Source organism: Nonomuraea wenchangensis (genome assembly GCF_900111685.1).
Taxonomy (GTDB): domain Bacteria; phylum Actinomycetota; class Actinomycetes; order Streptosporangiales; family Streptosporangiaceae; genus Nonomuraea; species Nonomuraea wenchangensis.
On the sequence record NZ_FOHX01000001.1, the window covers coordinates 662,739 to 684,628 of the forward strand.

At 72.2% G+C, this 21,890-nt stretch carries 19 protein-coding genes; 12 read left to right on the forward strand and 7 right to left on the reverse strand.

All coding sequences use genetic code 11. The features are described from left to right. Window positions 1-188 precede the first annotated feature (188 nt). From BMW85_RS03225 to BMW85_RS03255, 7 genes are read left to right on the forward strand one after another with little or no spacing between them, the layout of a single operon-like run. Window positions 189-1,514, forward strand: coding sequence for an ABC transporter substrate-binding protein (locus BMW85_RS03225; RefSeq protein ID WP_143082076.1), 1,326 nt, complete (start codon window positions 189-191; stop codon window positions 1,512-1,514). A gap of 42 nt (window positions 1,515-1,556) precedes the next feature. Then, window positions 1,557-2,504 carry a carbohydrate ABC transporter permease gene (locus BMW85_RS03230; RefSeq protein ID WP_091076568.1) on the forward strand — a complete coding sequence of 316 codons (948 nt, stop codon included), beginning with the start codon at window positions 1,557-1,559 and terminating at the stop codon, window positions 2,502-2,504. Beyond that, window positions 2,501-3,376: a carbohydrate ABC transporter permease gene (locus BMW85_RS03235; RefSeq protein ID WP_091076569.1), complete on the forward strand. Its 876-nt coding sequence runs from the start codon at window positions 2,501-2,503 to the stop codon at window positions 3,374-3,376. Before BMW85_RS03230 ends, BMW85_RS03235 begins: the two co-directional genes overlap by 4 nt. Further along, the gene (locus BMW85_RS03240) at window positions 3,373-4,866 is read left to right on the forward strand and encodes a DUF4127 family protein (RefSeq protein ID WP_091076572.1); all 1,494 of its coding nucleotides are present in this window, start codon (window positions 3,373-3,375) and stop codon (window positions 4,864-4,866) included. The genes BMW85_RS03235 and BMW85_RS03240 overlap by 4 nt, the downstream gene beginning before the upstream one ends. Next, window positions 4,863-5,918: a LacI family DNA-binding transcriptional regulator gene (locus BMW85_RS03245; RefSeq protein WP_091076574.1), complete on the forward strand. Its 1,056-nt coding sequence runs from the start codon at window positions 4,863-4,865 to the stop codon at window positions 5,916-5,918. Before BMW85_RS03240 ends, BMW85_RS03245 begins: the two co-directional genes overlap by 4 nt. After that, window positions 5,919-7,529, forward strand: coding sequence for an FAD-dependent oxidoreductase (locus BMW85_RS03250; RefSeq protein WP_091076576.1), 1,611 nt, complete (start codon window positions 5,919-5,921; stop codon window positions 7,527-7,529). Window positions 7,530-7,542: 13 nt separating this feature from the next. Next, a complete protein-coding gene (locus BMW85_RS03255) occupies window positions 7,543-8,205 on the forward strand; it encodes a hypothetical protein (protein ID WP_091076578.1) in 663 nt (220 codons plus the stop codon). A gap of 75 nt (window positions 8,206-8,280) precedes the next feature. On the opposite strand, the gene BMW85_RS03260 is transcribed toward BMW85_RS03255, so the two are convergent. Then, window positions 8,281-8,484, reverse strand: coding sequence for a hypothetical protein (locus BMW85_RS03260; RefSeq protein WP_091076580.1), 204 nt, complete (start codon window positions 8,482-8,484; stop codon window positions 8,281-8,283). A 5-nt stretch (window positions 8,485-8,489) separates the two neighbouring features. On the opposite strand from BMW85_RS03260, the gene map reads away from it, so the two are divergent. Then, entirely contained in the window at window positions 8,490-9,338 is an 849-nt protein-coding gene (map, locus tag BMW85_RS03265; RefSeq protein WP_091076583.1) for a type I methionyl aminopeptidase, read from the forward strand. A gap of 9 nt (window positions 9,339-9,347) precedes the next feature. Here map and BMW85_RS03270 read toward each other — a convergent pair whose 3' ends face one another. The 5 genes from BMW85_RS03270 to BMW85_RS03290 form a co-directional block, all read right to left on the reverse strand. Next, complete coding sequence (locus tag BMW85_RS03270) at window positions 9,348-9,791, reverse strand: sensor histidine kinase (RefSeq protein ID WP_143082077.1); 444 nt, start codon at window positions 9,789-9,791, stop codon at window positions 9,348-9,350. 194 nt (window positions 9,792-9,985) lie between these two features. Next, on the reverse strand, window positions 9,986-11,959 hold the full coding sequence (locus tag BMW85_RS03275; RefSeq protein WP_091076589.1) for a bifunctional copper resistance protein CopD/cytochrome c oxidase assembly protein: 1,974 nt from the start codon (window positions 11,957-11,959) through the stop codon (window positions 9,986-9,988). After that, window positions 11,956-12,588 carry a copper resistance CopC family protein gene (locus tag BMW85_RS03280; protein WP_091076591.1) on the reverse strand — a complete coding sequence of 211 codons (633 nt, stop codon included), beginning with the start codon at window positions 12,586-12,588 and terminating at the stop codon, window positions 11,956-11,958. The genes BMW85_RS03275 and BMW85_RS03280 overlap by 4 nt, the downstream gene beginning before the upstream one ends. A gap of 44 nt (window positions 12,589-12,632) precedes the next feature. Next, on the reverse strand, window positions 12,633-13,976 hold the full coding sequence (locus BMW85_RS03285; RefSeq protein WP_091077182.1) for a helix-turn-helix domain-containing protein: 1,344 nt from the start codon (window positions 13,974-13,976) through the stop codon (window positions 12,633-12,635). A 284-nt stretch (window positions 13,977-14,260) separates the two neighbouring features. Continuing rightward, entirely contained in the window at window positions 14,261-15,754 is a 1,494-nt protein-coding gene (locus BMW85_RS03290; protein WP_091076593.1) for a PucR family transcriptional regulator, read from the reverse strand. 94 nt (window positions 15,755-15,848) lie between these two features. Between BMW85_RS03290 and BMW85_RS03295 the strand changes: the two genes are divergently transcribed. The 3 genes from BMW85_RS03295 to BMW85_RS03305 are packed head-to-tail and all read left to right on the forward strand — an operon-like array spanning window position 15,849 to window position 19,736. Beyond that, complete coding sequence (locus tag BMW85_RS03295) at window positions 15,849-18,050, forward strand: molybdopterin cofactor-binding domain-containing protein (RefSeq protein ID WP_091076595.1); 2,202 nt, start codon at window positions 15,849-15,851, stop codon at window positions 18,048-18,050. Between the two features lie 14 nt (window positions 18,051-18,064). Next, a complete protein-coding gene (locus BMW85_RS03300) occupies window positions 18,065-18,298 on the forward strand; it encodes an EF-hand domain-containing protein (RefSeq protein WP_091076598.1) in 234 nt (77 codons plus the stop codon). A gap of 58 nt (window positions 18,299-18,356) precedes the next feature. Further along, window positions 18,357-19,736, forward strand: a complete 1,380-nt coding sequence (locus tag BMW85_RS03305) for an NCS2 family permease (RefSeq protein WP_091076601.1) — start codon at window positions 18,357-18,359, stop codon at window positions 19,734-19,736. On the opposite strand, the gene BMW85_RS03310 is transcribed toward BMW85_RS03305, so the two are convergent. Beyond that, entirely contained in the window at window positions 19,737-20,633 is an 897-nt protein-coding gene (locus BMW85_RS03310; protein WP_091076602.1) for an excalibur calcium-binding domain-containing protein, read from the reverse strand. It abuts the gene before it with no gap. A gap of 119 nt (window positions 20,634-20,752) precedes the next feature. On the opposite strand from BMW85_RS03310, the gene ald reads away from it, so the two are divergent. Continuing rightward, complete coding sequence (gene ald / locus BMW85_RS03315) at window positions 20,753-21,868, forward strand: alanine dehydrogenase (RefSeq protein WP_091076605.1); 1,116 nt, start codon at window positions 20,753-20,755, stop codon at window positions 21,866-21,868. Window positions 21,869-21,890: the final 22 nt, after the last annotated feature.

Below are 21,890 nucleotides of genomic sequence, written 5' to 3' on the forward strand. Positions count from 1 at the left end.
GGCTGCTCGGCGATCGGGAACCACGGGATGGTCCCTCCTTCTGGTGTTGCGCATTATCGCGGCTGCAAGTGTCGGCCAGTGTTCCGACCCGATCAGTGCCTGTCAAGATCTGGTATTGACTGATAATGCGCAACACCACCATGATGTTGCGCATTATCGAACCGGGGGGCAGCCCTCAGGAGGTACAGATGATCACAAAATCCCGTGGCGCTTCGCGTCTGGCGGCCGGGCTCATCGCGGTGATGATGCTGAGCGCCTGCGGTGGCGGCGGCGACACCGCCGGCAGCGGCGGCAGCGGCGGCTCCGGCGACGGCGCGAGCACCCTACGGGTCTGGTTCCCCGGCAATCTCGCCGAGGAGATCTCCTGGGTGAACGAGAAGCTGGTCCCCGCGTTCGAGGCCGAGCACAAGGTCGACGTCCAGGTCGAGTTCGTCGACTGGGCCAACCTGGCCACGCGGCTGTCGACCGCCTTCGCCGGCGGCACCGCGCCCGACATCTTCGGGCACGGCAACGCCGCGGCGGCCGGATACGCCGCCAACAACCGGGTGATCGCGCTGGACGACTACCTCGCCAAGATGCCCGACTCCGACGTGAAGGACCTGACCTTCCTCGACCAGGGCAAGGTCGGCGGCAAGCAGGTCATCATGCCGCTGCGGGGCTTCGGCCACCTGCTCGCCTACCGCACCGACCTGTTCCAGGAGGCCGGACTCGACCCGGCCTCCCCGCCCGCGACGTGGCAGGACCTGCGCGCCGCGGCGGACAAGCTCGTCGTCCGCGACGGCGACCGGATCACCCGCTCCGGCGTGATCTTCCCCGCCGACGACCCGACGAGCATGTCGCAGGCGTTCGGCAGCTTCCTGTTCCAGGCCGGCGGGAGCTTCGCCGACGAGAGCGGCACGACCGTCACCTGGAACTCCGACGCGGGCAAGCGCGCACTCGACTTCCTCGCCTCGTTCTACACCGGGCCGAAGGCCGTCTCCACCGGCCTGGGCGAGGCGACGAGCGGGGCGGGGGCGCAGCACCCGCTGGTCACCGGGCGCGCGGCCATGGCCGTGATCGACGAGGCGACGCTCAAGAGCATCCACGAGCAGGCTCCCGACGCCGCCGCGAAGATCAAGCTGGCCCCGCCGCTGAAGGACACCACCGCGGCGTCGTTCGGCGGAGCCGGCAACGGGCTGTTCATCAGCGCCGACTCCGGCCACAAGGACCAGGCGTGGCAGTTCATCGAGTTCCTGCTCAAGCCGGCGAACGCCAAGGCGTACGTCCAGGCCGTCGGCGGCATCCCGGCGCGCGCCTCCCTGGCCACCGACCCCGAGCTCGCCGCCCAGCAGTACATCAAGCCCTACATGGACGCCGCCGCCCAGTTCCGCGGCAACCCCAACATCGCGACCTGGACGCAGCAGCGCGAGGCGCTGGCCAAGGAGATCGAGGCCGTGCTGCGCGGCAAGACGCCCGCCGCCGAGGCGCTCGACCGCGCGGCGACGGAGGCCGCGGCCCTGGCGAAGCAGAACTGATCGGCCGACTCGAACGGATCTCCGAACGGATGAAGCTCCATCATGGTGACTGAGACCCGGCCACCGGGAACGTCCTCGGGGCCCGAGCCCGTGACGGCACGCCGGCCGAGCCGGAGCCCGCTCCGCTCGGCCCAGCGCCGGGCGGGCTGGATCCTGGTCCTGCCCGCCGCCCTCGCGCTGTCGCTGGTCACGATCGTGCCGATCGGGTACGGCTTCTACCTGAGCCTGACCTCGTACAACCCGGTCGAACGCGGCGGGCCCAGGTTCCACGGCCTGGACGGCTACCTCGCCGTTCTCCAGTCCGGCGAGTTCTGGCACGCGATCTGGATCACCGTCCAGTACGCGTCCGGCACGCTGATCCTGGCCGTGCCGGCCGCCCTCGCCCTGGCGCTCCTGGTCAACGGCCGCTTTCCCGGCGTGGCCCTGTTCCGCGCGGTGCTCTACCTGCCGCGGGTGGTGCCGTTGGTCGCGGTGAGCATGATCTGGCTGTGGCTGTACTCCCACGACGGGCTGTTCAACTACCTGCTGGATCTGGTCGGGCTGCCACCGGTGGACTTCCTCACCGACGAGGACACCGCCCTGCCGTCGCTGATCGCGATGCGGGCCTGGAAGGCGCTCGGCGGCAGCATGATCATCTTCCTGGCGGGGCTCCAGGCGGTCCCGGCCTCGCTGCTGGAGGCCGCGGCCGTGGACGGCTGCGGGCGCTGGCGGACGCTGCGGCACGTGATCCTGCCGCTGCTCGTGCCGATCACGACGTACGTGGTCGTGGTCGACCTCATCTACCTCGCCCAGTCCTTCTCCGAGATCTACGTCCTGACCTCAGGAGGTCCGCTGTCCTCCACGACCGTCCTGAACATGCTGATCTACAACGAGGCGTTCGAGCACTACAGGCTGGGCAACGCGAGCGCCATGGCGTTCCTGCTGTTCTGCCTGATCTTCGGCCTCGCCTACCTCAGCATCCGCTCGATGGCGAGAGGAGGCCGGCGATGAGCGCGCGGACGGCCCGAGCGGGCACAGGCCGGCGCAGGGCGCTGCTCACCGGGGTGGTCACGCTGCTGGTGGCGATGCCGTTCGTGTGGATGGTGTCGCTGGCCTTCAAACCGAAGACCGAGGTGTTCAGCTATCCGCCGAAGCTGCTGCCCGACCAGCCGACGCTGGACAACTTCGCCTACGTCTGGAACTCCACGAACATCCCAGGGGCGATGGCCAACAGCCTCGTCGTGGCCACGCTCACGGTCGCGGGGAACTGCATCGCGGCGACGGCGGCAGGGTACGCCCTGGCACGGATCGACTTCCGCGGCTCGCGCCTGCTGTTCACCACGGTGCTGGGCAGCGCCATGGTGCCGTCCATCGTGCAGCTGATCCCGCTGTTCCTCATCGTCAAGGGCTTCCCGCTGGCCGGCGGCAACGACCTGTTCGGCCAGGGCGGCAGCGGGCTGCTGGACTCGCACGCCGGGCTCGTGCTGCCGATGCTGGTGCAGCCGCTCAACATCTACCTCGCCCGCCAGTACTTCCTCGACATGCCGGGCGAGCTGGCCGAGGCCGGCCGGCTGGACGGCGCCGGAGAGCTGCGCATCTTCTGGCAGATCTACCTGCCGCTGGCCCGGCCGATCGTCGCCACCATCGCCATCCTCTCCTTCACCGGCGCCTGGGAGGACTTCCTGTGGCCGCTGGTGGCGGTGTCGTCGCCGGAGATGCAGACGCTGCCGCTGGCGCTCAGCTCGTTCGCGGGCAGCGGCGTGACCCAGTACGGCCCGCTGATGGCCGGGACGTTCATCGCGATCGTGCCCGTACTGGTGATCTTCGTGGCCGGCCAGCGGCACTTCGTGCAGGGGCTGGGCGCGGGAGGGGTGAAGGGATGACTCACCTCAGACCGGTCGTGACGCTGCTGCCGCTCGACGACCGGCCCGTGAACACCGGACACGTCGCCGGGCTGGCCGGCGCCGCCGGGACCCTGCTGCGGCTCCCGCCGGCCGGGCTCCTGCCGGCACGCGGCGTCCCCGGGGACATGGACGGCACGTCCCGGTGGCTGGAGGACGCCGCCGCCGGCAGCGACGCCGTCGTGGTGAGCGTCAACCAGCTCGCCCACGGCGGATTCGTCGCCTCGCGGCGCACCACCGAGCCGCTGGCCCGGACGCTGGCCCGCCTGGACGTGCTGCGGCGCATCCGGGCGAGCCGGCCGGACCTTCCCGTCCACGCCTTCGTCACGCTGATGCGGACCAAGAAGACCGACGGCGCCGGAGCCGAGCCGGACTACTGGGAGCGGCACGGCCGGCGGTTCTTCGCCCTGTCCGAGGAGATCTACCGGGCCGAACACGGACGACCCGGCGCGGTGGCGCCCGCCAGGGCGGAGATCCCCGAGCCGTTCGTCGCGGACTTCTTCACCCGGCGGCTGCGCCTGCACGCCATGCACCTGGCCTGCGTCGAGCTGGTGGCGGAGGGAGTCGTCGACACGCTGTCGATCCTGGTGGAGGACAGCACGGTCGAGAGCGTGTCCACGAGCGAGCGGGAGTGGCTGGAGTCCTGGATCGGCCGCCTCGGCCTCGGCGACCGGATCGGCTGCTACCCGGGCGCCGACGAGGCCGGCGCCGTGCTGACCGTCCGGGCCGCGCTGCAGCACGCCGGCCTGCGCCCGAAGGTGGCGCTCGCCTGCCTCGACCCGGACGCGCTCGGACGGATCGCGGCCTACGAGGACGTGCCCGTCCGCGACACGATCGCCGACCAGGTCGCCGCCATCGGCGCGGTCCTCGTCGAGGACGCCGACCGGGCCGACCTGGTGCTCGCGGTGCACCCTCCCGGCCTGCCCCCGCGCGACTGGTGCTCCGGGCCGGACCAGCCGGAGCGGCCGTCCGGCGACGCGGTGCGCCTCGCCGGACGGGTGCGGGACCTGCTGGAGGCCGGGCGCCCGGTCGCGGTGGCGGACGTCGCCGACGCCAACGGCGCCGACCCCGCCCTGGTCATGGCGTTGCGCGAGGCCGGCCTGCTCCCGCGCCTCGCCGGGTACGCGGCGTGGAACACCGCGGGCAACACGATCGGCAGCGCGCTGGCCCAGGGATGCAGCCGCCTGCTGGCCGCCAGCGACCGGCAACTGGCCGAGCACGCCCGCACCCTCGTCCATCGGCTGCTCGACGACTGGGGCTACCAGACCTCCGCGCGGCGCCGGTTCCTCACCGCCGGGACGGCCCTCCGGCCGGACCAGGTGGAGCGGGAGCTCGGCGAGCTGCTCGCCGACCTCGGCCCGCCGGCCGACAAGTTGAGAATTGCGCCCGGCAGCGTCAGCTTCCCGTGGGATCGTCCGTTTGAGATCTCCTTTGAGTTGGAGCACCTCGAGGAAGGGAACGATCGCCGGTGAAAGACGCGCCCCGCCGCAGGCCGCGCCAGTCCGACATCGCCAAGCTGGCCGGTGTCTCGCAGACCACGGTCTCCATCGTCATCAACGGCAGGCATTCGGACAGCATCCGGATCCCCCCGGAGACCAGGAGGCACGTCTTCGAGGTGGCCCGGTCGCTGGGCTACACCATCGATCCGGTGGCGCGCAGCCTCGCCGGTGGGATGAACCATCTGATCGGCGTCTACACGTTCGAGTCGCTGTTCCCGATGGATCATCACGACTTCTACTACCCGTTCCTGGTGGGGATCGAGGCCGCGGCCGAGGCGCTCGGCTACGACCTGCTGATGTTCACCAGCGCCACCGGCTCGGACGGCGGCAGGTCGATCTACCGCGAAGGCGTCAACCGGCTCGGGCTCGCCGACGGGTGCGTGATGCTCGGCAAGGAGACCAACCGGGACGACCTCGTCCGGCTGCGGGACGAGGGGTTCAGGTTCGTGCTGATCGGCCGTCGTGACGTGCCCGGCCCCGTCACGTACGTCACCGCGGACTACGCGAACGCGACCGGCAAGGTCGTCGACCACCTGGTGGGCCTCGGGCACGAGCGCATCGCCTACCTGACGGCCGCGGATCCGGGCGAACCGTCCGCCGACCGTGACGCCGGATTCCTCGCCGCGCAGACCCGGCACGGGCTCGACACCGACGGGCTCGTCCTGTCGGTCCGCAAGGAGGAGGGGCCGTCGGCCGAGGAGGTACGCCGGCTGCTGGCGGCCGGGGCCACCGCGTTCATCGCCCACGAGTCGGTGGTCGCGCTCAGGCTGCTCGACCTCCTCGCCGGGATGGGCGTGGACGTGCCGGGCGAGTGCTCGGTGGCCGCGCTCAGCGACGCGCCCGACGCCGTGCCGGGCCCGGAGCTCACCTGCTTCCGGATCCCGCGGCGGGAGATGGGGATGCGCGCGGTCGAGCTGCTGGTCCAGCAGCTCGAGTCGGAGGAAGAGGTCGAGCCGCGGGCCGTCGAGCTGCCATGCACCTTCGTCGCTGGGCAGACCAGCGGCTCCAACCGAAAGGAATCCTGAGTGACCGAGTTCCGCGCAGACGTACTGGTGGTCGGGGGAGGTTTGGGCGGCGTCGCGGCCGCCCTGGCCGCGGCCGGGAACGGTGCGCAGGTGGTGCTCACCGAGGAGACGGCCTGGCTGGGAGGGCAGCTCACCACGCAGCTCGTCCCGCCCGACGAACATCCCTGGATCGAGTCCTTCGGAAGCACGGCGAGTTACCGGCGGCTGCGCGACGGCATCCGTGAGTACTACCGGAGGGAATACCCGCTGCGGTCCGCGTCGAGGTCGCTGGCCCACCTCAACCCCGGCGCCGGCCGGGTCGGGCCGCTGTGCCACGAGCCGCGGGTGGCCCTGGCGGTGATCGAGGCCATGCTCGCCCCGTGGCAGGCGGCCGGGAAGATCACCGTGCTGCGCCGGCACGTCCCCACGACCGCCCAGGTCGACGGCGACCACGTGACGGCGATGGGCTTCCACGACCTGGAGACGGGCGGCGACGTCACCGTCACGGCCAGGTTCGTCCTGGACGCCACGGAGGCCGGGGACGTGCTGCCGATCACCGGCACCGAGTTCGCGACCGGCGCCGAGTCGCAGGCCGACACGGGCGAGCCGCACGCCGCGGCGGTCGCGCGGCCGGACAACATGCAGGCGGTGTCGGTGTGCTTCGCGCTCTCGCACCACGCGGGGGAGGACCACACGATCGACAAGCCGGACGACTACGCCGTCTGGCGGGCGGTGGCTCCCGAGTGGTGGCACGGGCCCCAGCTCGGCTGGGTCGCCCCGCACCCGCACACGCTGGAGCCCCGCCGCCACGTCTTCACCCCGAACCCGGACGACGACCCGACGGCCATCATCGCCGACCAGAGCAAGGACCCTGGGTCGGACGAGCTGTGGACGTTCCGGCGGATCCTGGCCCGCAACCACTTCCGGCCCGGCGCGTTCGACAGCGACATCACCATCGTGAACTGGCCGATGATCGACTACCTGGGCGGCCCCGTCATCGGCGGCACCGCCGAGCAGAACGCGGCCCACACCGCCGCGGCGCGGGCCCAGAGCCTGAGCTTCCTCTACTGGCTGCAGTCCGAGGCGCCCCGGCCCGACGGCGGCACCGGCTGGCCCGGCCTCAAGCCGCGTCCCGACGTCACCGGCACCGCCGACGGCCTCGCGATGCGCCCGTACATCAGGGAGTCGCGGCGCATCCTCGGCCAGTACCGGATCGTGGAGCAGGACCTCGCGGTGGCCGTACGCCCCGAAGGAGCGGTCTCCTACCACGACAGCGTCGGGGTCGGCTCGTACCGGATCGACCTGCACCCCTCGACCGGCGGGGACAACTACATCGACGTGCCGGCGTGGCCGTTCCAGATCCCGATGCGGGCGCTGGTTCCCGAGCGCGTCCGGAACGTCATCGCCGCGGGCAAGAACATCAGCACCACGCACATCACCAACGGGTGCTACCGGGTCCACCCGGTCGAGTGGACCGTGGGCGAGGCGGCCGGTCACCTGGCGTCGTTCTGCGTGGCCAGGGACACCGAGCCGCAGCAGGTCACCGCGACGCCGGGCCTGCTGGCCGAGGTCCAGGAATCGATGGCCGCCCAGGGCATGGAGCTGGGCTGGCCGAATGTCACCTACTACTGAGGAGGGTGCTCGCATGCGTCTGCCCGAATCGCGGCCGGCCCTCCTGGTCAGTCTGCCGCGCAACGAGACCGCGCTCGCACAGGCCGCGGCGCGGGCCGGAGCCGACGGCCTGAAGGTGCACACGAACGTGCGGCACCGGGCCTCGGGGACGGCCTTCGGGTCGCTGGAAGCCGAGCGCGAGGCGCTGCGCGGCATCCTCGCGCTCGGCGTCCCGACGGGCCTCGTCGTGGGCGCGGCCGGATCGGTGTCGCTCGCGGAGATGGCCGCCGCGCGGGACATGGGGTTCGACTACTTCGACGTCTACGCCGCCGACGCGCCCGCGGGCTACGTCGAGGCGTGCGGGCCGGTGACGCCCATGGTCGCCCTGGGGCCGGGCGACGGCCCGTCCCATGCGCGGGCCCTGGTGCGGCGGGGGTGCGGGGCGCTCGAACTGTCCACGCTCGAACCCGACAGGTATGGCACGCCGCTGACGCTGGCGACCCTGGCGAGGCTGGAGGCGGTGGCGTCGGCGGTCGACGTCCCCGTCGTCGTGCCGAGCCAGCACGCGCTGGTCCCGGACGATCTCGCGTCCCTGCGGGACGCCGGGGCGGCCGCGGTGCTGCTGGGGGCCGTGGTCACGGGGGCCGACACGGCGGAGTTCGGCGCCCGGATCGCGCCGTACGCCGCCGCCCTCTGACCTCCGTCCGGCGAACCTGTGGGCCCTGCCGTCCGGAGGTCGGCGGGGCCCTGACCGGGGAGGCCCGCCCGTGGATCAGTCGTCGTCCTCCTCCGCCTCGTCCCACGCCTTGTTGCGGTCGGCGGCGCGTTGCAGCGCCCCGGCCGCCTCCTCCTCGGAGGCGTAGGGACCCATCCGGTCCTTGTTGGGGCAGCCCTGATCGGGCTCGACCCGCATGTGCTTCAGACAGAACCACCACTGGCCTTCGCTCACGCGGTCAATTCTGCCCCGTAGACTCATAGTTCATGACGACACTGCTCCAGCCCGGGCGAGTTTCGCCCATGCGAAAGGTCCCCGCCCACATCGAGCGGCCGGAGTACGTCGGTAAGAAGCGCCCCAAGACCGGCGAGTCCGACGTGAAGAGCCCCGAGATGATCGAGCGCATGCGGGTGGCAGGCCGGATCGCCGCGCAGGCTCTCGAAGAGGTCGGCAAGCACGTCAGGCCGGGCGTCACCACCGACGAGCTCGACGTCGTCGGGCACGAGTTCCTCCTCGACCACGGCGCCTACCCCAGCACGCTCGGCTACAAGGGCTACCCCAAGTCGCTGTGCACCTCGATCAACGAGGTCATCTGCCACGGCATCCCCGACGACACGGTGCTGCGCGACGGCGACATCGTCAACGTCGACATCACCGCCTACATCGGCGGCGTCCACGGCGACACAGACGCGACGTTCCTGGTGGGCGAGGTGGACGAGGAGTCGAGGCTGCTGGTCGAGCGCACCCGCGAGGCCACGATGCGGGCCATCAGGGCCGTCGCCCCCGGCCGCCAGCTCAACGTCGTGGGCCGCGTCATCGAGGCGTACGCCAAACGGTTCGGCTATGGCGTGGTGCGCGACTTCACCGGCCACGGCATCGGCGCGACCTTCCACTCCGGCCTCATGGTGCCGCACTACGACGACCCGTCGCTGCGGGTGGAGCTGGTGCCCGGCATGACGTTCACGATCGAGCCGATGCTCACGCTCGGCACCATCGAGTACGAGATCTGGCCCGACAAGTGGACGGCGGTCACCGCCGACCGCAGGCGCACGGCGCAGTTCGAGCACACGATCGTGGTCACCGACACGGGCAGCGAGATCCTCACCCTGCCCTGAAACCCCTGCCTAGGGGCGCTTCGGCACCACTCCGGTGACCGTGGTGCCCTCGCCCAGGACGCTGTTGACCGACAGGCTGCCGCCGACCTCGGCGAACGCCGCCCGCATGCGGGCGATGCCCTGCCCGGCGGCCTGCCCCTTGGCGGGCCGCCTGGTGTGCCCGGCCGGGCGTCCCGTGGCGGCGCCGGAGGCGTCGAAGCCTCGGCCGTCGTCGCTCACCGTCACCCGCAGGCCACCGCTCCCCGCCGTGACGGCGATCGAGACGGTCCTCGCCCCGCTGTGCCGCTCGACGTTGTCCAGGGCCTCGCGCATGGCGGTCATGACCCCGTCGCACACGCCCGCCGGAACGTCGTTGGCCGGCAGGGCCCAGATCTCCACCGCGATCCCTGATCGCTCCCCCCACTCGGCGAGGTAACTCTCAAGCGCCTCGGCCAGGCTTTGCCCCCCACGCATCCGCGTCTCTTCCACTGGTTTCGCCTTCCTCGGCACCCCACGCCGGTCCCCACTCCGGCGATCCGCCCGGTCGCGCGTCCCCCCTCAAGGCTGCGCGCCGCTTGCTGACGGGGTTATGCCCCTCTCCCCTAAGAGCAACGCTACCTGGCGGTCGAGAGACGGGTAACGGAAGATAGGGGGCCGTGGCCGATCGGCTACTCGCCCTGGTCGGCCTTGTTGAGCCGGGCGAGGTAGGCGTTGTAGGAGTCGAGCTCGGGGTCGCTCGCGCCCCGGTCCGCGCGGCGGTCGCTCCGGCGGGCCTGCCGGTCGTCGTCGCGGTACCACTGGAAGGCTATGGCCAGCAGCACGATGAGCGTCGGGATCTCGCCGAAGCCCCAGGCGATGGCGCCGCCGTCCTGCTGGGTCTGCAGCAGGGTGTCGCCCCAGGTGCGGCCGAGCTGGTCGTACCAGCCGGAGGCGATGACGGAGCCGGTCATCATCAGCGCGATGCCGAAGAAGGCGTGGAACGGCATCGTGACGAAGAGCATGAGCAGCCGGCCGACGTGCGGGAGCCGGTTGGGGCCAGGATCGACGCCGATGATCACCCAGAAGAACAGGCATCCGCTGAGGAGGAAGTGCACGGTCATCCAGATGTGGCCGAGGTGCTCGGTCATGGCCGACTCGAACAGCGGCGTGAAGTACAGCGCGTACGTCGAGGCGACGAAGATGACCGTGGCGACGACCGGATGCGTGACGACCTTGGTGTAGCGGCTGTGCAGGATCGTGGTGATCCACTCGCGCGGCCCCCGGTCGCCCTTCCTGACGGCGGGCTTGAGCGCGCGCAGCGCGAGCGTGACCGGCCCGCCGAGGACGAGGAAGATGGGCACGACCATGGACAGCGTCATGTGCTCGATCATGTGGATGTCGAACATGACCTTGGCGTAGCGGGCCAGCCCGCTCTGCGTGACGAACACCAGCAGCGCCACCCCGGCGAACCAGGAGATGGTGCGCCCCCAGGGCCAGGCGTCGCCGCGGCGGCGCAGGCGTACGACGCCGGCCGCGTAGAGCCCGGCGAGCAGGCCGGCGACCAGGGCGAAGAACAGGTCGAGCCACCACAGGGTGAAGATGTTGCCGAGCGTGAGCTCCGGCGGCAGCGGGAAGCCGAGCAGTTCGTAGGCGCGGTCGGCGGGGATCCTGTAGTCGGGCGGCGGGGTGCGCGACAGCGCCACGGCCAGGCCGACCGTCGCGAGCATGAGCAGCGTCTCGCCGCCGGCCAGCCGGGCGAAGGCGCCGGGCTCACCGGCCTGGAGGCGGGCGAGCGTGCGCTGGCGGTGCCAGTAGCCGACGTAGCCGAGCAGCACGAACGCGACGATCTTGGCGACGGCGAGCAGGCCGTACTCGTCGGTCCACAGGTCGGAGAGCGCGCCCAGCCGGGCGACCAGCGCGAACACGCCGGACAGCCCCACCCCGGCGTAGCACCAGAGCGCCATCCGGGAGAAGCGGGCGGCGGCCACGTCGAGCTGCGGCTCGCGGCGCACGGCATGGCCGGCCAGCACGACCAGGCCGCCCACCCACAGGGCGAGCGCCAGCATGTGCAGCGCGACCGACGAGGTGGCGAGGTCGTGGTTGGGCGAGGAGGAGGTGTGGCCGGTCAGCGGCGGCGGCAGCGTCGTGACGAGGGCGAGCACCAGCAGGCCCGCCGAGGCGCCCGCGGTGATCGCGCCGCGCGAGAACAGCGCGATGGCCACGGCGAACAGCACGACGAGGGTGAGCGCGACACCCTGCGTGGTCTGGGTGGCATAGCTGCTGAGCAGGACGCCGTCGAGCACCTGCGGCAGGGTGCGGCCGATGAACTCGGCGGCGCCGAAGACGATGGCGAGGAACGCCGCGGCGGCCCAGGCCAGCGCCGCCCAGGAGGCGGCCTTGACGTAGTCGAGCGCGGGGGCGCCGAGCATGCCCTTGTCGCTGGGCAGCAGCGCGGTGGCCATGAGCAGCAGGCCCACGGTGAGCAGACCGGCGACGTCCATGAGCATCTTGGAGACCGGCAGGCCCCACCGGACCACCGGGCCGGCGTCGGGCAGGCCCGGGATGATCCTGGGGAAAGCGGTGCCCCCGAAGATCATGCCGAGGACGAGGGCGGCGGCCGCGACCGCCACGCCCACGAGGCCGAGCCGCGCCGCCCTGCTCATTGCTTGCTCTTCCGCGCGCTGAGCAGGAAGCCGATGCCGATGCCGACGAGGGCGCCGATCACGATGATCAGCCAGACGGGGAACGACGTGCCGCCGTCCTCGGCCGCCGCGGGCGTGGCGGCCGGATCCTGGGCGGCGGAGGACGCCGGCGCGGACGCGACCGGGGCCGCCGCCTCGGTGGAGGCGGGCGCGGCCGGCTGGCCGGCCGGCGACGAGGGCTCGGCGCTCGCCGCCGGGGTCTCCTCGGCGGCCGGGGTCTTGAGCGTGAACGGGATCTCGCCCTCGATCGGATGCCCGTCGGAGGACACGACGCGGAAGGCGATGGTGTACTTGCCGCCCGGCAGCGTCGGCTTGACCGCCTGCCGGACCACCGCGCCGTCCTGCTGCGGCTCGCCGGCCTGGTATTGGGCGCCGCCGGGCCCGTTGAGCACGACGAACGGCAGACGGACCCGGGCGCTGAACTCCAGCCGGACCTCGTCGAGGGACTCGACCTCGGCTCCCTTGGCGGGGGAGCTGCTCTTCAGCGAGTCGTGCGCCAGGGCCGGGCCGGCGGTGCCGGCCACGAGCAGTCCGGACGCGAGCAGGGCGGCGAGTATCGCGGTGAGGGCCGCGAACGGGGAAGTCTTCATGGCACCTCCCAGGCTACCGACGCCACCACCCGGTCCGGACCCCGCTACAGCCCCACGCAGGCGAGCGCCCGCTGGTATGCCTCGACCGCGCCCTCCGCGTCGCCCAGCTCCTCCATGGTGGCGCCGGTGGCGTACCAGGTGGAGGCGGAGCGGCGGGAGTCGGGCAGCGGCGTCAGCCAGTCGCGGACGGACGCCACGTGCCCGGCGGCCTCCTCCGAGCGGCCGACCGCGCCGTAGGCCCGGCCGAGCAGCAGGCCCGCCTCGGCGCCGAGCGCGTGCCCGAACTCCGGCAGCAGGTCCCTGCCGACCTTGGCGTGCGCGGCGGCCTCGTCGTAGTCGCCGCACAGGTATTCGGCCATGGCCAGGTCGAGGTTGAGGCGGCAGCGGTCGAAGGTGCTCGTCGAGGTCTGCTCGAACTCCTCCAGCGTCGCGCGCAGCGCCTCGCGCACGGCCGCGGCCTCCGCGGGCCTGGCCGTGATCCGCTTGAGCAGGAACGAGGCCCGCATGCGGGCGACGTTGCGCGGGTTGCCGTGCTCCAGCTGGACCGCCAGGGCCCGCTCGGCGAGGGACAGGGCCTCCTCCAGGTGGCCGGTGAGGTAGGCGACGCTGGAGGCGTTCCAGTTGGCGGCGACGATCGCGCGCGGCGTGCCGAGCGCGTCGGCGGCGTTGAGCAGCTCGGCCGCGAACTGGCGGGCGCGCAGCAGGTCGCCGCGCTCGATGTAGGCGGACAGCAGCGTGGCGCCCAGCTCGACCAGCCCGTCGGCCCAGGGCTGACGGGCGCTGCCGAGCAGCATCCGCTCGCCCACCTCGACGGCCTTGGTGAGCTGCTCGCTCTCCCGGTAGACCCGGCAGAGCACCATCGCGACCTCGACGCGCCGGTCGGCGGGGAGCTCGCTCTCCTGCAGCCGGAGCAGGATGGAGGTGGCCTCGGTGAGGTCGCCGCAGGCCTCCGTGGCGAGCGCCAGGCCGAACTCCGCCTCTTGACGCAGTGTGGTGAGCCCTGTCAGGTTGTTGTTGGCCAGCAGCTCCGCGAAACGGTTGCGGGCCTCGGTGACTTCGCCGTTCTCGAGCGCGAGCCGCGCATAACCGAGGGCGAGCTCGATGTCCTCCATCTGCTCGGCGGTCACGCCGTTGATCAGATAGGACAGCGAGCAGTCGAGTTTCTGGGCCAGCAGCTCCAGGACGGCGGGCGTCGGGGTACGCTTTCCACTCTCGATCAACGAGACGTAACTGTCCGACAGCTCGGGATGCGCCAACTGTGCCTGTGACAGGCCGCGTTGTCGCCTAACCGTCTTAATGCGGAGTCCGACTAGGTCAGATGTGGTCACAGTCGTCGCTCCCTGAGAAGATATGTCCAAGCAACTACATAGGCGAGGGAGAACCCCCATGCGTATGCGCATTGCCCTGTCCGCCCTGGTTACCGCGATCGCTGTCGTGGTGACCATTGGAAGCAATGTTACGGCCGCAAGTGCCGACACGTCTTCCATCAGTTCTGCCCAGGAGTACTACTGCTGCTGAACTGAACCGGCATGAGGGGGCGCGCGGGCCTTTCCGAGCACGAAAACCGCACCGTGCTCGAGGACCGGGTCCTCCGCGGGAGCCGGCGTCGTCCCGTCGCGTCCCCTCTGCCGTCACGCTCCTCCCCCGCGCTCCCGCACAGCGCCCCGCCCCGCTACCGGGGCGGGGCGCTGTCACGCAGTGCCAGATAGAAGTCGACCCGGTCGGCCATCGTGGCCAGGTTCCTGCCGGTCAGCTCCTCGATCCTGCGCACCCTGTAGCGGACCGTGTTGACGTGCACGTGCAGCCGCTCGGCGCAGGCGTTCCACGAGCCGGCGCAGTCGAGGAAGATCCCGAGCGTGCGCACCAGCTCGGACTGGTGGCGGCGGTCGTAGTCGAGCAGCGGCGTCAGCAGCCGCGCGGCGAAGGAGCGGCGCACGTCGGCCGGCACGGTGGCCAGCAGCAGCGCATGGGTGTAGATCTCGTCGCTGGTCACCACGCCGCCGCCGCGCGCCTCGGCCAGCCGGCGGGCGTGCCCGGCTTCCTCTACGCCGCCCTTGAGCGCCGCCGCCCCTGTGAGCGACCCGCTGAGCCCGGCGCACACCCGGGTGCCGGGCAGCGCCGACAGCACCTCGGCCGCTGCGCGCAGCCGGGCGGCCAGCTCGCCGGCGGTGCTTCCGCGCAGCGGCACCACGGCCACCGCGCCGTCGGCCCCGGCCGCCGCGACGACCTCGCGCCCGAGCAGCTCCTCCACGACCTGCCCGCCGAGGGTGGCGGGGTCGGGGCCCCGGGTGGCGCCGGGGCGGGGCGCGCTGACGTCGACCACCGCGTACGGCTCCGCCGCGCCGAGCCCGCAGGTGCGCAGCCGGGCGTTGAGCTCGGCCGCGTCGGCGTCGGCGAGCGCGGCCACGACGAGCTGCTCGGCGAGCCGCCGCTCGACCCGGCGGCCCTCCTCCCTGCGCATGCGTTCGAGCCCGACGCAGGCGGCCAGCTCGTAGCCGAGGTCGGCGCGGTCGAGCAGGTCGCCGTCGAGGGCCAGCGCCCAGCCGGCGGCGCGGTGGCCGCGTCCGACGGCGAAGATCGTGCGGCCGTGGGCACGGGCGGGCAGCCGCGGCGCGGTCAGGTAGGCCCGCGCGACCTCCTCGGGCTCGGCCACCGTCCCCACGACGACGTGCCCTGACGCGGTCACGACGGCGCCGGTGACGCCCAGCTCGGCGGCGGCCAGCTCGAACAGCTCCCGCAGGTCCGCGCCCTCGGCGACGGCCGCGACGAGCCTGCGGTGCCGGCCGAGCGCGGCCCGTACGTCGCCGGACGCGCGGGGCGCGGCGAGCTCGGTGAGGGTGCGGAAGGAGACCTCGGTCGGCACCTCCAGCAGCGGCAGCCCGGCGGCCGCGCAGGCGGCCACGAGGTCGTCGGGCACGTGCCCGAGCAGGGCGGCGCCCGCGCCGACGGCGGCGACCCCGGCCTCGGCGAGGGTGGTCACGAACCGCGCGGAGTCCTCCGGCGCCTGCCGCCACATGAGCCCGGTCAGCACCAGCTCGCCGCCCGACAGGTAGCGCCCCGGCTCGGGCAGGTCGGTGATGTGCACCGTGCCGAACTCGCGGTCGGGGTCGCCGGTCAGCAGCCTCAGCCGCAGGCCGGGAATGTCCAGCAGGTCACGGATCCGCACTTGGAGGAATATACAAGCCGGTTGTTACAGGCTTTGACCGGGATTTCCGCGGCGTGCATAGGACCCGCCACGGGGACGGTGCTCTACTCGGAGGATGACGGACACGGCGGACACGGCGTACACGACACTGAGCGGTGTGGGCGAGAGCGCCAGGCGGCCGGACGCCACGCTGAAGGTGACGGGCGAGTTCGCCTACGCCTCCGACCTGTGGATCGACGGCATGGCGTGGGGCGCGACGCTGCGCAGCCCGCACCCGTCGGCGTGGATCCGCTCGATCGACGCCGGCCCCGCGCTGAAGATCGCCGGTGTGCACGCGGTGCTCACCCACGACGACGTCCCCGGCGAGAAGTTCTACGGCCTGGACCTCAAGGACCAGCCGGTGCTGGCCGTCGACCAGGTGCGCTACCAGGGTGAGCCGGTGGCGCTGGTGGCCGCCGACCATCCCGAGACGGCCCGCAGGGCGGCCGCGGCGATCGTGGTCGAGTACGAGGTGCGCGAGCCGGTGACCGACCCGCGCCGGGCCACCGAGATCGTACGCCGCCAGCCGGTACGCGTCGGCGACACCTTCGAGGCGGAGGTCGTGGTCACCGGCGAGTACGAGGTCGGCATGCAGGACCAGGCCTTCCTCGGCCCGGAGGCGGGCCTGGCGATCCCGGCCGAGGACGGCGGCGTGGACCTGTTCGTCGCCACGCAGTGGCTGCACGTGGACCGCGACCAGCTCGCCCCCTGCCTGGGCCTGCCGCCGGAGAAGGTGCGGCTGACGCTGTCGGGCGTGGGCGGCGCGTTCGGCGCCCGCGAGGACCTGTCCATGCAGGTGCACGCCTGCATGCTGGCGCTGCGCCTCGGCCGCCCGGTCAAGATGAGCTACGGCCGCGAGGAGTCGTTCTTCGGGCACGTGCACCGCCATCCGGCCCGGATGCGCTACGAGCACGGCGCGACCCGCGACGGCAGGCTCGTCTACGTCAAGGCGGACATCCTGCTCGACGGCGGCGCGTACTGCTCCTCCTCCCCCGCCGTGGTGGGCAACGCGGCCTCGCTGGGGGTGGGCCCGTACGAGGTGCCGAACGTGGACGTCGTCGCGACCGGCGTCTACACCAACAACCCGCCGTGCGGCGCGATGCGCGGATTCGGCGCGGTGCAGGCGTGCTACGCCTACGAGTCGCAGATGGACCGGCTGGCCGAGGCGTGCGGGCTGTCGCCGGTCGAGATCCGGGTGCGCAACGCGGTCACACAGGGCTCGCGGCTCATCACCGGCCAGCTCATCGACTCCCCGGCGCCGCTGGCCGACATGCTGCGCGACCTGGAGGCCATGCCGCTGCCCGGCGGGCGGCAGGAAGGGGATCTGCGGGCGCTGCCGGGCGGGGTGTCCCAGACCACGCACGGCGAGTCGGTGCGGCGCGGCGTCGGCTACGGCGTCGGGATCAAGAACATCTGCTTCTCCGAGGGCTTCGACGACTATTCCACGGCGCGGGTGCGCGCCGAGCTGGTGAACGGCGAGCCGCACGTGACCGTGCACACCGCGGCCGCCGAGGTGGGCCAGGGGCTGGTGACGGTGCAGGCCCAGATCGCCCGGACGGAGCTCGGCATCCCGGACGTCACGGTGGCGACGGCGGACACCTCGGTGGGCTCGGCGGGGTCGTCGTCGGCGTCGCGGCAGTCGTACGTGACCGGCGGCGCGGTCCGGGCGGCCTGCGAGGCCGTGCGGGCGCGGTTCGGCGGGCTGCCGGCGCGGGAGGCGCTGGAGCGGTACGGGCCGATCGAGGAGACGCGGGAGTACCGGCACCGGCCGACGTACCCGATGGACCCGGTGACCGGGCAGGGCGACTCGCACACGCAGCTCGCGCTGTGCGTGCACCGGGCCGTGGTGGACGTGGACGTCGAGCTGGGCCTGGTCAAGGTGGTGGAGCTGGCGGCGGTGCAGGACGTCGGCCGGGTGCTCAACCCGCAGGCGCTGGAGGGCCAGATCCACGGCGGCTCGGCGCAGGGGCTCGGGCTGGCGCTGATGGAGGAGATCCAGGTACGGGACGGCGCGGTGGCCAATCCGTCGTTCACCGACTACCTCATCCCCACGATCCTCGACATGCCGCCCATGCAGCTGAAAATCCTGGAAAATCCGGACCCGGCGGCGCCGTACGGGCTGCGCGGCGCGGGCGAGCCCCCCACCCTGTCCTCGACCCCGGCCGTCGCCGCGGCGGTGCGGGCGGCGACCGGGCTCCGGTTGACGCGCGTTCCGATCAGGCCGGAAGATATCGCCTTGTCTGATGAGAAGGGGCCTGACGCGAAGAATCGGGCCTGACGGGGAGGTACATCATGGCGAGCGCGCGCGAGGCCGCCGAGGCCGAGTTCCGCCGGTTCGACACCGACGGCGACGGTCTGCTGACCGCCGAGGAGATCCGCAGCGCCAACGAGGCGCTGGGCGGGCAGGGCGCCACCGAGAGCGAGATCGAGGCGTTCATCAGCTCCGCCGACCGCGACGGCGACGGCACGATCGGCCTGGAGGAGTTCGTCGGGCTGGTCGGCCACGGCAGGCACGAGAAAGCGTGATCTAGCCCGGCGCCGGGTAGGCAACGGGCACTCCCCCTGATCACAAAGGGGGGAAGGCGTGCTCGACCGGCTCTTCGAGCTGACCCGGCGCGAGAGCACCGTCGGCCGCGAGGTGCGTGGCGGCATCACCACCTTCATGGCCATGGCGTACATCATCCTGCTCAACCCGATCATCCTGGCCGGGGCGAAGGACGTCACGGGCGCCCAGCTCTCCATCGTGCAGCTGACGACCAGCACCGCGCTGGCGGCGGCGATCTCGACGCTGCTCATGGCGTTCGTCGGCAACGCGCCCTTCGGCATGGCCGCCGGGCTGGGGCTCAACGCGGTCGTCGCCTACCAGGCCGCCCCCCACATGACGTGGCGCGAGGCGATGGGCCTGGTGGTGCTCGGCGGCTTCGTGATCATCCTGCTGGCCGTGACCGGCCTGCGCACCCTGATCATGAACGCCATCCCGCTCGCGCTCAAGCACGCCATCAGCGTCGGCATCGGGCTGTTCGTCGCGCTCATCGGCCTGGTGGACGCCGGGTTCGTGGCCACGGGCTCGGGCACGCCCGTGCAGCTCGGCGCCACCGGCCATCTGACGGGCTGGCCGGTCGTGATGTTCTGCTTCGGCCTGCTGCTGATGATCGCCCTGTACACCCGCCGCACCCCCGCCGCCATCCTCATCAGCATCGTGGTGACCGCCGCCCTGTCGGTGCTGGTGAACTCCGTGGCCACCGTCGATCCCCGGTCGTGGGGCGTGGTGACCCCGCGGGTGCCCGAGTCGCTGATCGCCGCGCCGGACTTCGGGCTGGTGGGGCAGTTCGACCTGTTCGGCGGGTTCGCCAGGGCGGGCGCGCTGACCGCGGCCGTCGTGCTGTTCACGCTCGTCCTGTCGGGCTTCTTCGACGCGATGGGCACCATCATCGGCGTCAGCGACGAGGCCGGGCTCGTGGACCGGGCCGGCCAGGTGCCGCGCCTCGGCCGCATCCTGACCGTGGACGGCGTCGCCGGCATGGTGGGCGGCTCGGTCAGCGCCTCGGCGAACACCGTGTTCGTGGAGTCGGCGGCGGGCGTCGGCGAGGGCGCGCGCACCGGCCTGGCCAGCGTGGCGACCGGCGCGCTGCTCGGGCTGACGCTGCTGTTCACGCCGCTCGCCGGCGTGGTGCCCGCCGCGGCAGCCGCTCCCGCGCTGGTGCTGGTCGGGGCGCTGATGATGATGCAGAGCAGGAACGTGCCCTGGCAGGACGTGGACGTCGCCATCCCGGCGTTCCTCACCATCGCGCTGATGCCGTTCACGTACTCGATCACCAACGGGGTCGGCGCGGGCGTCATCTCCTACACCCTGATCAAGGCGGCCAGGGGCAGGTTCGGCGAGATCCCGTGGCTGCTGTGGGTGGTGTCGCTGGTGTTCCTCGCCTACTTCGCGATCGACTGGCTGGAGCGGCTGTTCGCCTGATCACTCCATGTCGCCGCTGTTGCAGGCGACGCCGTTGCCGTCCTTGTCGGGATACCAGGAGTATTCCGCGTGGGAGTCCTTGGAGTAGGGGCCGTAGCCGTGCGCCACGGCCTCCTTGCAGGAGGCGTAGCGCGGGTCGTTGCCGCCGCTGCCGGTGTCGGAGGCGGGGCTCGTCGCGGCGCCCGGATCCGTCCCCGACGAGGCGGGCGGGGTGACGGGCGGCGAGGCGCCCGGGTCGGTGCCTGGGTTCGTGGGGGTGCCGGGGTCGGTGGCCGGCTGGGAGGCCGGGGGCGACGCCCCCGCGGACGGGCCGAGCAGCCGCGCGCTCAGCGCGTCGGCCTCCTCCTTGGTGAACCCCGCGATGCGCAGGCTGTCGCCGCTCATCGGCTCGGTGACGACGGGCGCGGCCACCACCGTCTTGGGCTGCTCGGGCTCGGCGGGAGCGAGCACGACGGCGAGCTGCCGCTGGTCGGGCTCCAGCTCGTCGACGAGCTCGACCAGCTTGTCCTTGAACCCGGCGGCCACGGCGATGCGGACGGAGTATTGGCCGTCCTTCTCCCGGATCGGCTCGATGCGCTGCACCGACAGGACGGTGACGCCGTCCTCCAGGAGGTAGCAGGTGCGCTGCTCCTCGTCGAGCACGGCCTGCTCGCCGGGGCACGGCGCGGGCTTGGACTCCTTGACCGGGGCGAAGTGCAGCGGCACCGCCAGCCTGACCGGCGGGGCGCCGCCGAGCAGCGGCTGGTCGGGGTTTCTGGTCATCAGGACCGCGACGGTGCCGAGCACGCCGGCGACGAGCACCACCAGGACGAGCGAGACGATCAGCACGATGGTGGTGAGTCTGCTGGCCTGCGGCTCCTCCGGATCCGCTGGGGGCTGCGCTTCCGGCTTGTCCATCGATGAAGATCCCATCCTGACGTTCGGGCCGCGGAGAGCCTATCGAGGACCGGCCGGGGCAAGGTAATCATGACGGATCGCGGATTGACCGCAAAATCGGCGCGGACGAGAGTTGATCGATGAAGATCGGTGTTCCCGTAGAGGTCAAGAACAGCGAGTACCGCGTGGCGCTGACGCCGGCGGGTGTGCACGAGTTCGTCCGCCACGGACACCAGGTCCACGTCGAGCGCGGCGCCGGCGAGGGGTCGGCGATCCCGGACGCGGACTTCGCCGCGGCGGGCGCGGTCATCGTCCCGGACGCCGACGAGGTGTGGGGCGCGGCCGACCTGGTGCTGAAGGTCAAGGAGCCGGTCGCCGAGGAGTACCACCGGCTGCGCAAGGGCCAGGTGCTGTTCACCTACCTCCACCTGGCGGCCTCCCTGTCGTGCACGCGGGCGCTCCTGGACTCGGGGTGCACGGCGGTCGCGTACGAGACCGTCCAGACCGCGAACGGCGCGCTGCCGCTGCTGGCGCCCATGTCGGAGGTCGCGGGCCGGCTGGCCCCGCAGGTCGGCGCCTACCATCTGATGCGCTCGGCGGGCGGCCGGGGCGTGCTCATGGGCGGCGTGTCCGGCGTGCACGCGGCGCACGTCGTCGTCATCGGGGCGGGCGTGTCCGGCATGAACGCCGCCGCCATCGCCCTCGGCATGCAGGCCGAGGTGCTGCTCCTGGACAGCAACATCGACAAGCTGCGCCAGGCCGACCTCATCTACCAGGGCCACTGCCAGACGGTCGCGTCGAACACGCTGGAGATCGAGCGGGCGGCGCTGGAGGCCGACCTGGTGATCGGCGCGGTGCTGGTGCCCGGCGCGAAGGCGCCCAAGCTGGTGACCAACGACCTGGTCGCGCGGATGAAGCCGGGCTCGGTGCTGGTGGACATCTCGATCGACCAGGGAGGCTGCTTCGAGGACTCCCGGCCGACCACGCACGAGGAGCCGACCTACCGGGTGCACCGGTCGCTGTTCTACTGCGTGGCCAACATGCCGGGGGCGGTGCCGCACACCTCGACGTTCGCGCTGACCAACGTCACGTTGCCGTACGCGCTGGCCATCGCGGACCTCGGCTGGCGGCGGGCCATGCGCGAGGACCAGGCGCTGGCCCGCGGGCTGAGCACGCACGAGGGGCAGCTCACCAGCGAGCCCGTGGCCGAGGCGCACGGGCTGGAATGGACACCGGCGCGGGACGTGCTCGGCTGAGCACGTCCCGCGCCGGTCGTCC

Coding starts and splice junctions, on each gene's coding strand:
- BMW85_RS03225 (WP_143082076.1), top strand. CDS start 189: ATGATCACAAAATCCCGTGGCGCTTCGCGTCTGGCGGCCGGGCTCATC.
- BMW85_RS03230 (WP_091076568.1), top strand. CDS start 1,557: ATGGTGACTGAGACCCGGCCACCGGGAACGTCCTCGGGGCCCGAGCCC.
- BMW85_RS03235 (WP_091076569.1), top strand. CDS start 2,501: ATGAGCGCGCGGACGGCCCGAGCGGGCACAGGCCGGCGCAGGGCGCTG.
- BMW85_RS03240 (WP_091076572.1), top strand. CDS start 3,373: ATGACTCACCTCAGACCGGTCGTGACGCTGCTGCCGCTCGACGACCGG.
- BMW85_RS03255 (WP_091076578.1), top strand. CDS start 7,543: ATGCGTCTGCCCGAATCGCGGCCGGCCCTCCTGGTCAGTCTGCCGCGC.
- BMW85_RS03260 (WP_091076580.1), bottom strand. CDS start 8,484: ATGAGTCTACGGGGCAGAATTGACCGCGTGAGCGAAGGCCAGTGGTGG.
- map (WP_091076583.1), top strand. CDS start 8,490: ATGACGACACTGCTCCAGCCCGGGCGAGTTTCGCCCATGCGAAAGGTC.
- BMW85_RS03270 (WP_143082077.1), bottom strand. CDS start 9,791: ATGCGTGGGGGGCAAAGCCTGGCCGAGGCGCTTGAGAGTTACCTCGCC.
- BMW85_RS03275 (WP_091076589.1), bottom strand. CDS start 11,959: ATGAGCAGGGCGGCGCGGCTCGGCCTCGTGGGCGTGGCGGTCGCGGCC.
- BMW85_RS03280 (WP_091076591.1), bottom strand. CDS start 12,588: ATGAAGACTTCCCCGTTCGCGGCCCTCACCGCGATACTCGCCGCCCTG.
- BMW85_RS03285 (WP_091077182.1), bottom strand. CDS start 13,976: ATGGGGGTTCTCCCTCGCCTATGTAGTTGCTTGGACATATCTTCTCAG.
- BMW85_RS03295 (WP_091076595.1), top strand. CDS start 15,849: ATGACGGACACGGCGGACACGGCGTACACGACACTGAGCGGTGTGGGC.
- BMW85_RS03300 (WP_091076598.1), top strand. CDS start 18,065: ATGGCGAGCGCGCGCGAGGCCGCCGAGGCCGAGTTCCGCCGGTTCGAC.
- BMW85_RS03310 (WP_091076602.1), bottom strand. CDS start 20,633: ATGGACAAGCCGGAAGCGCAGCCCCCAGCGGATCCGGAGGAGCCGCAG.
- ald (WP_091076605.1), top strand. CDS start 20,753: ATGAAGATCGGTGTTCCCGTAGAGGTCAAGAACAGCGAGTACCGCGTG.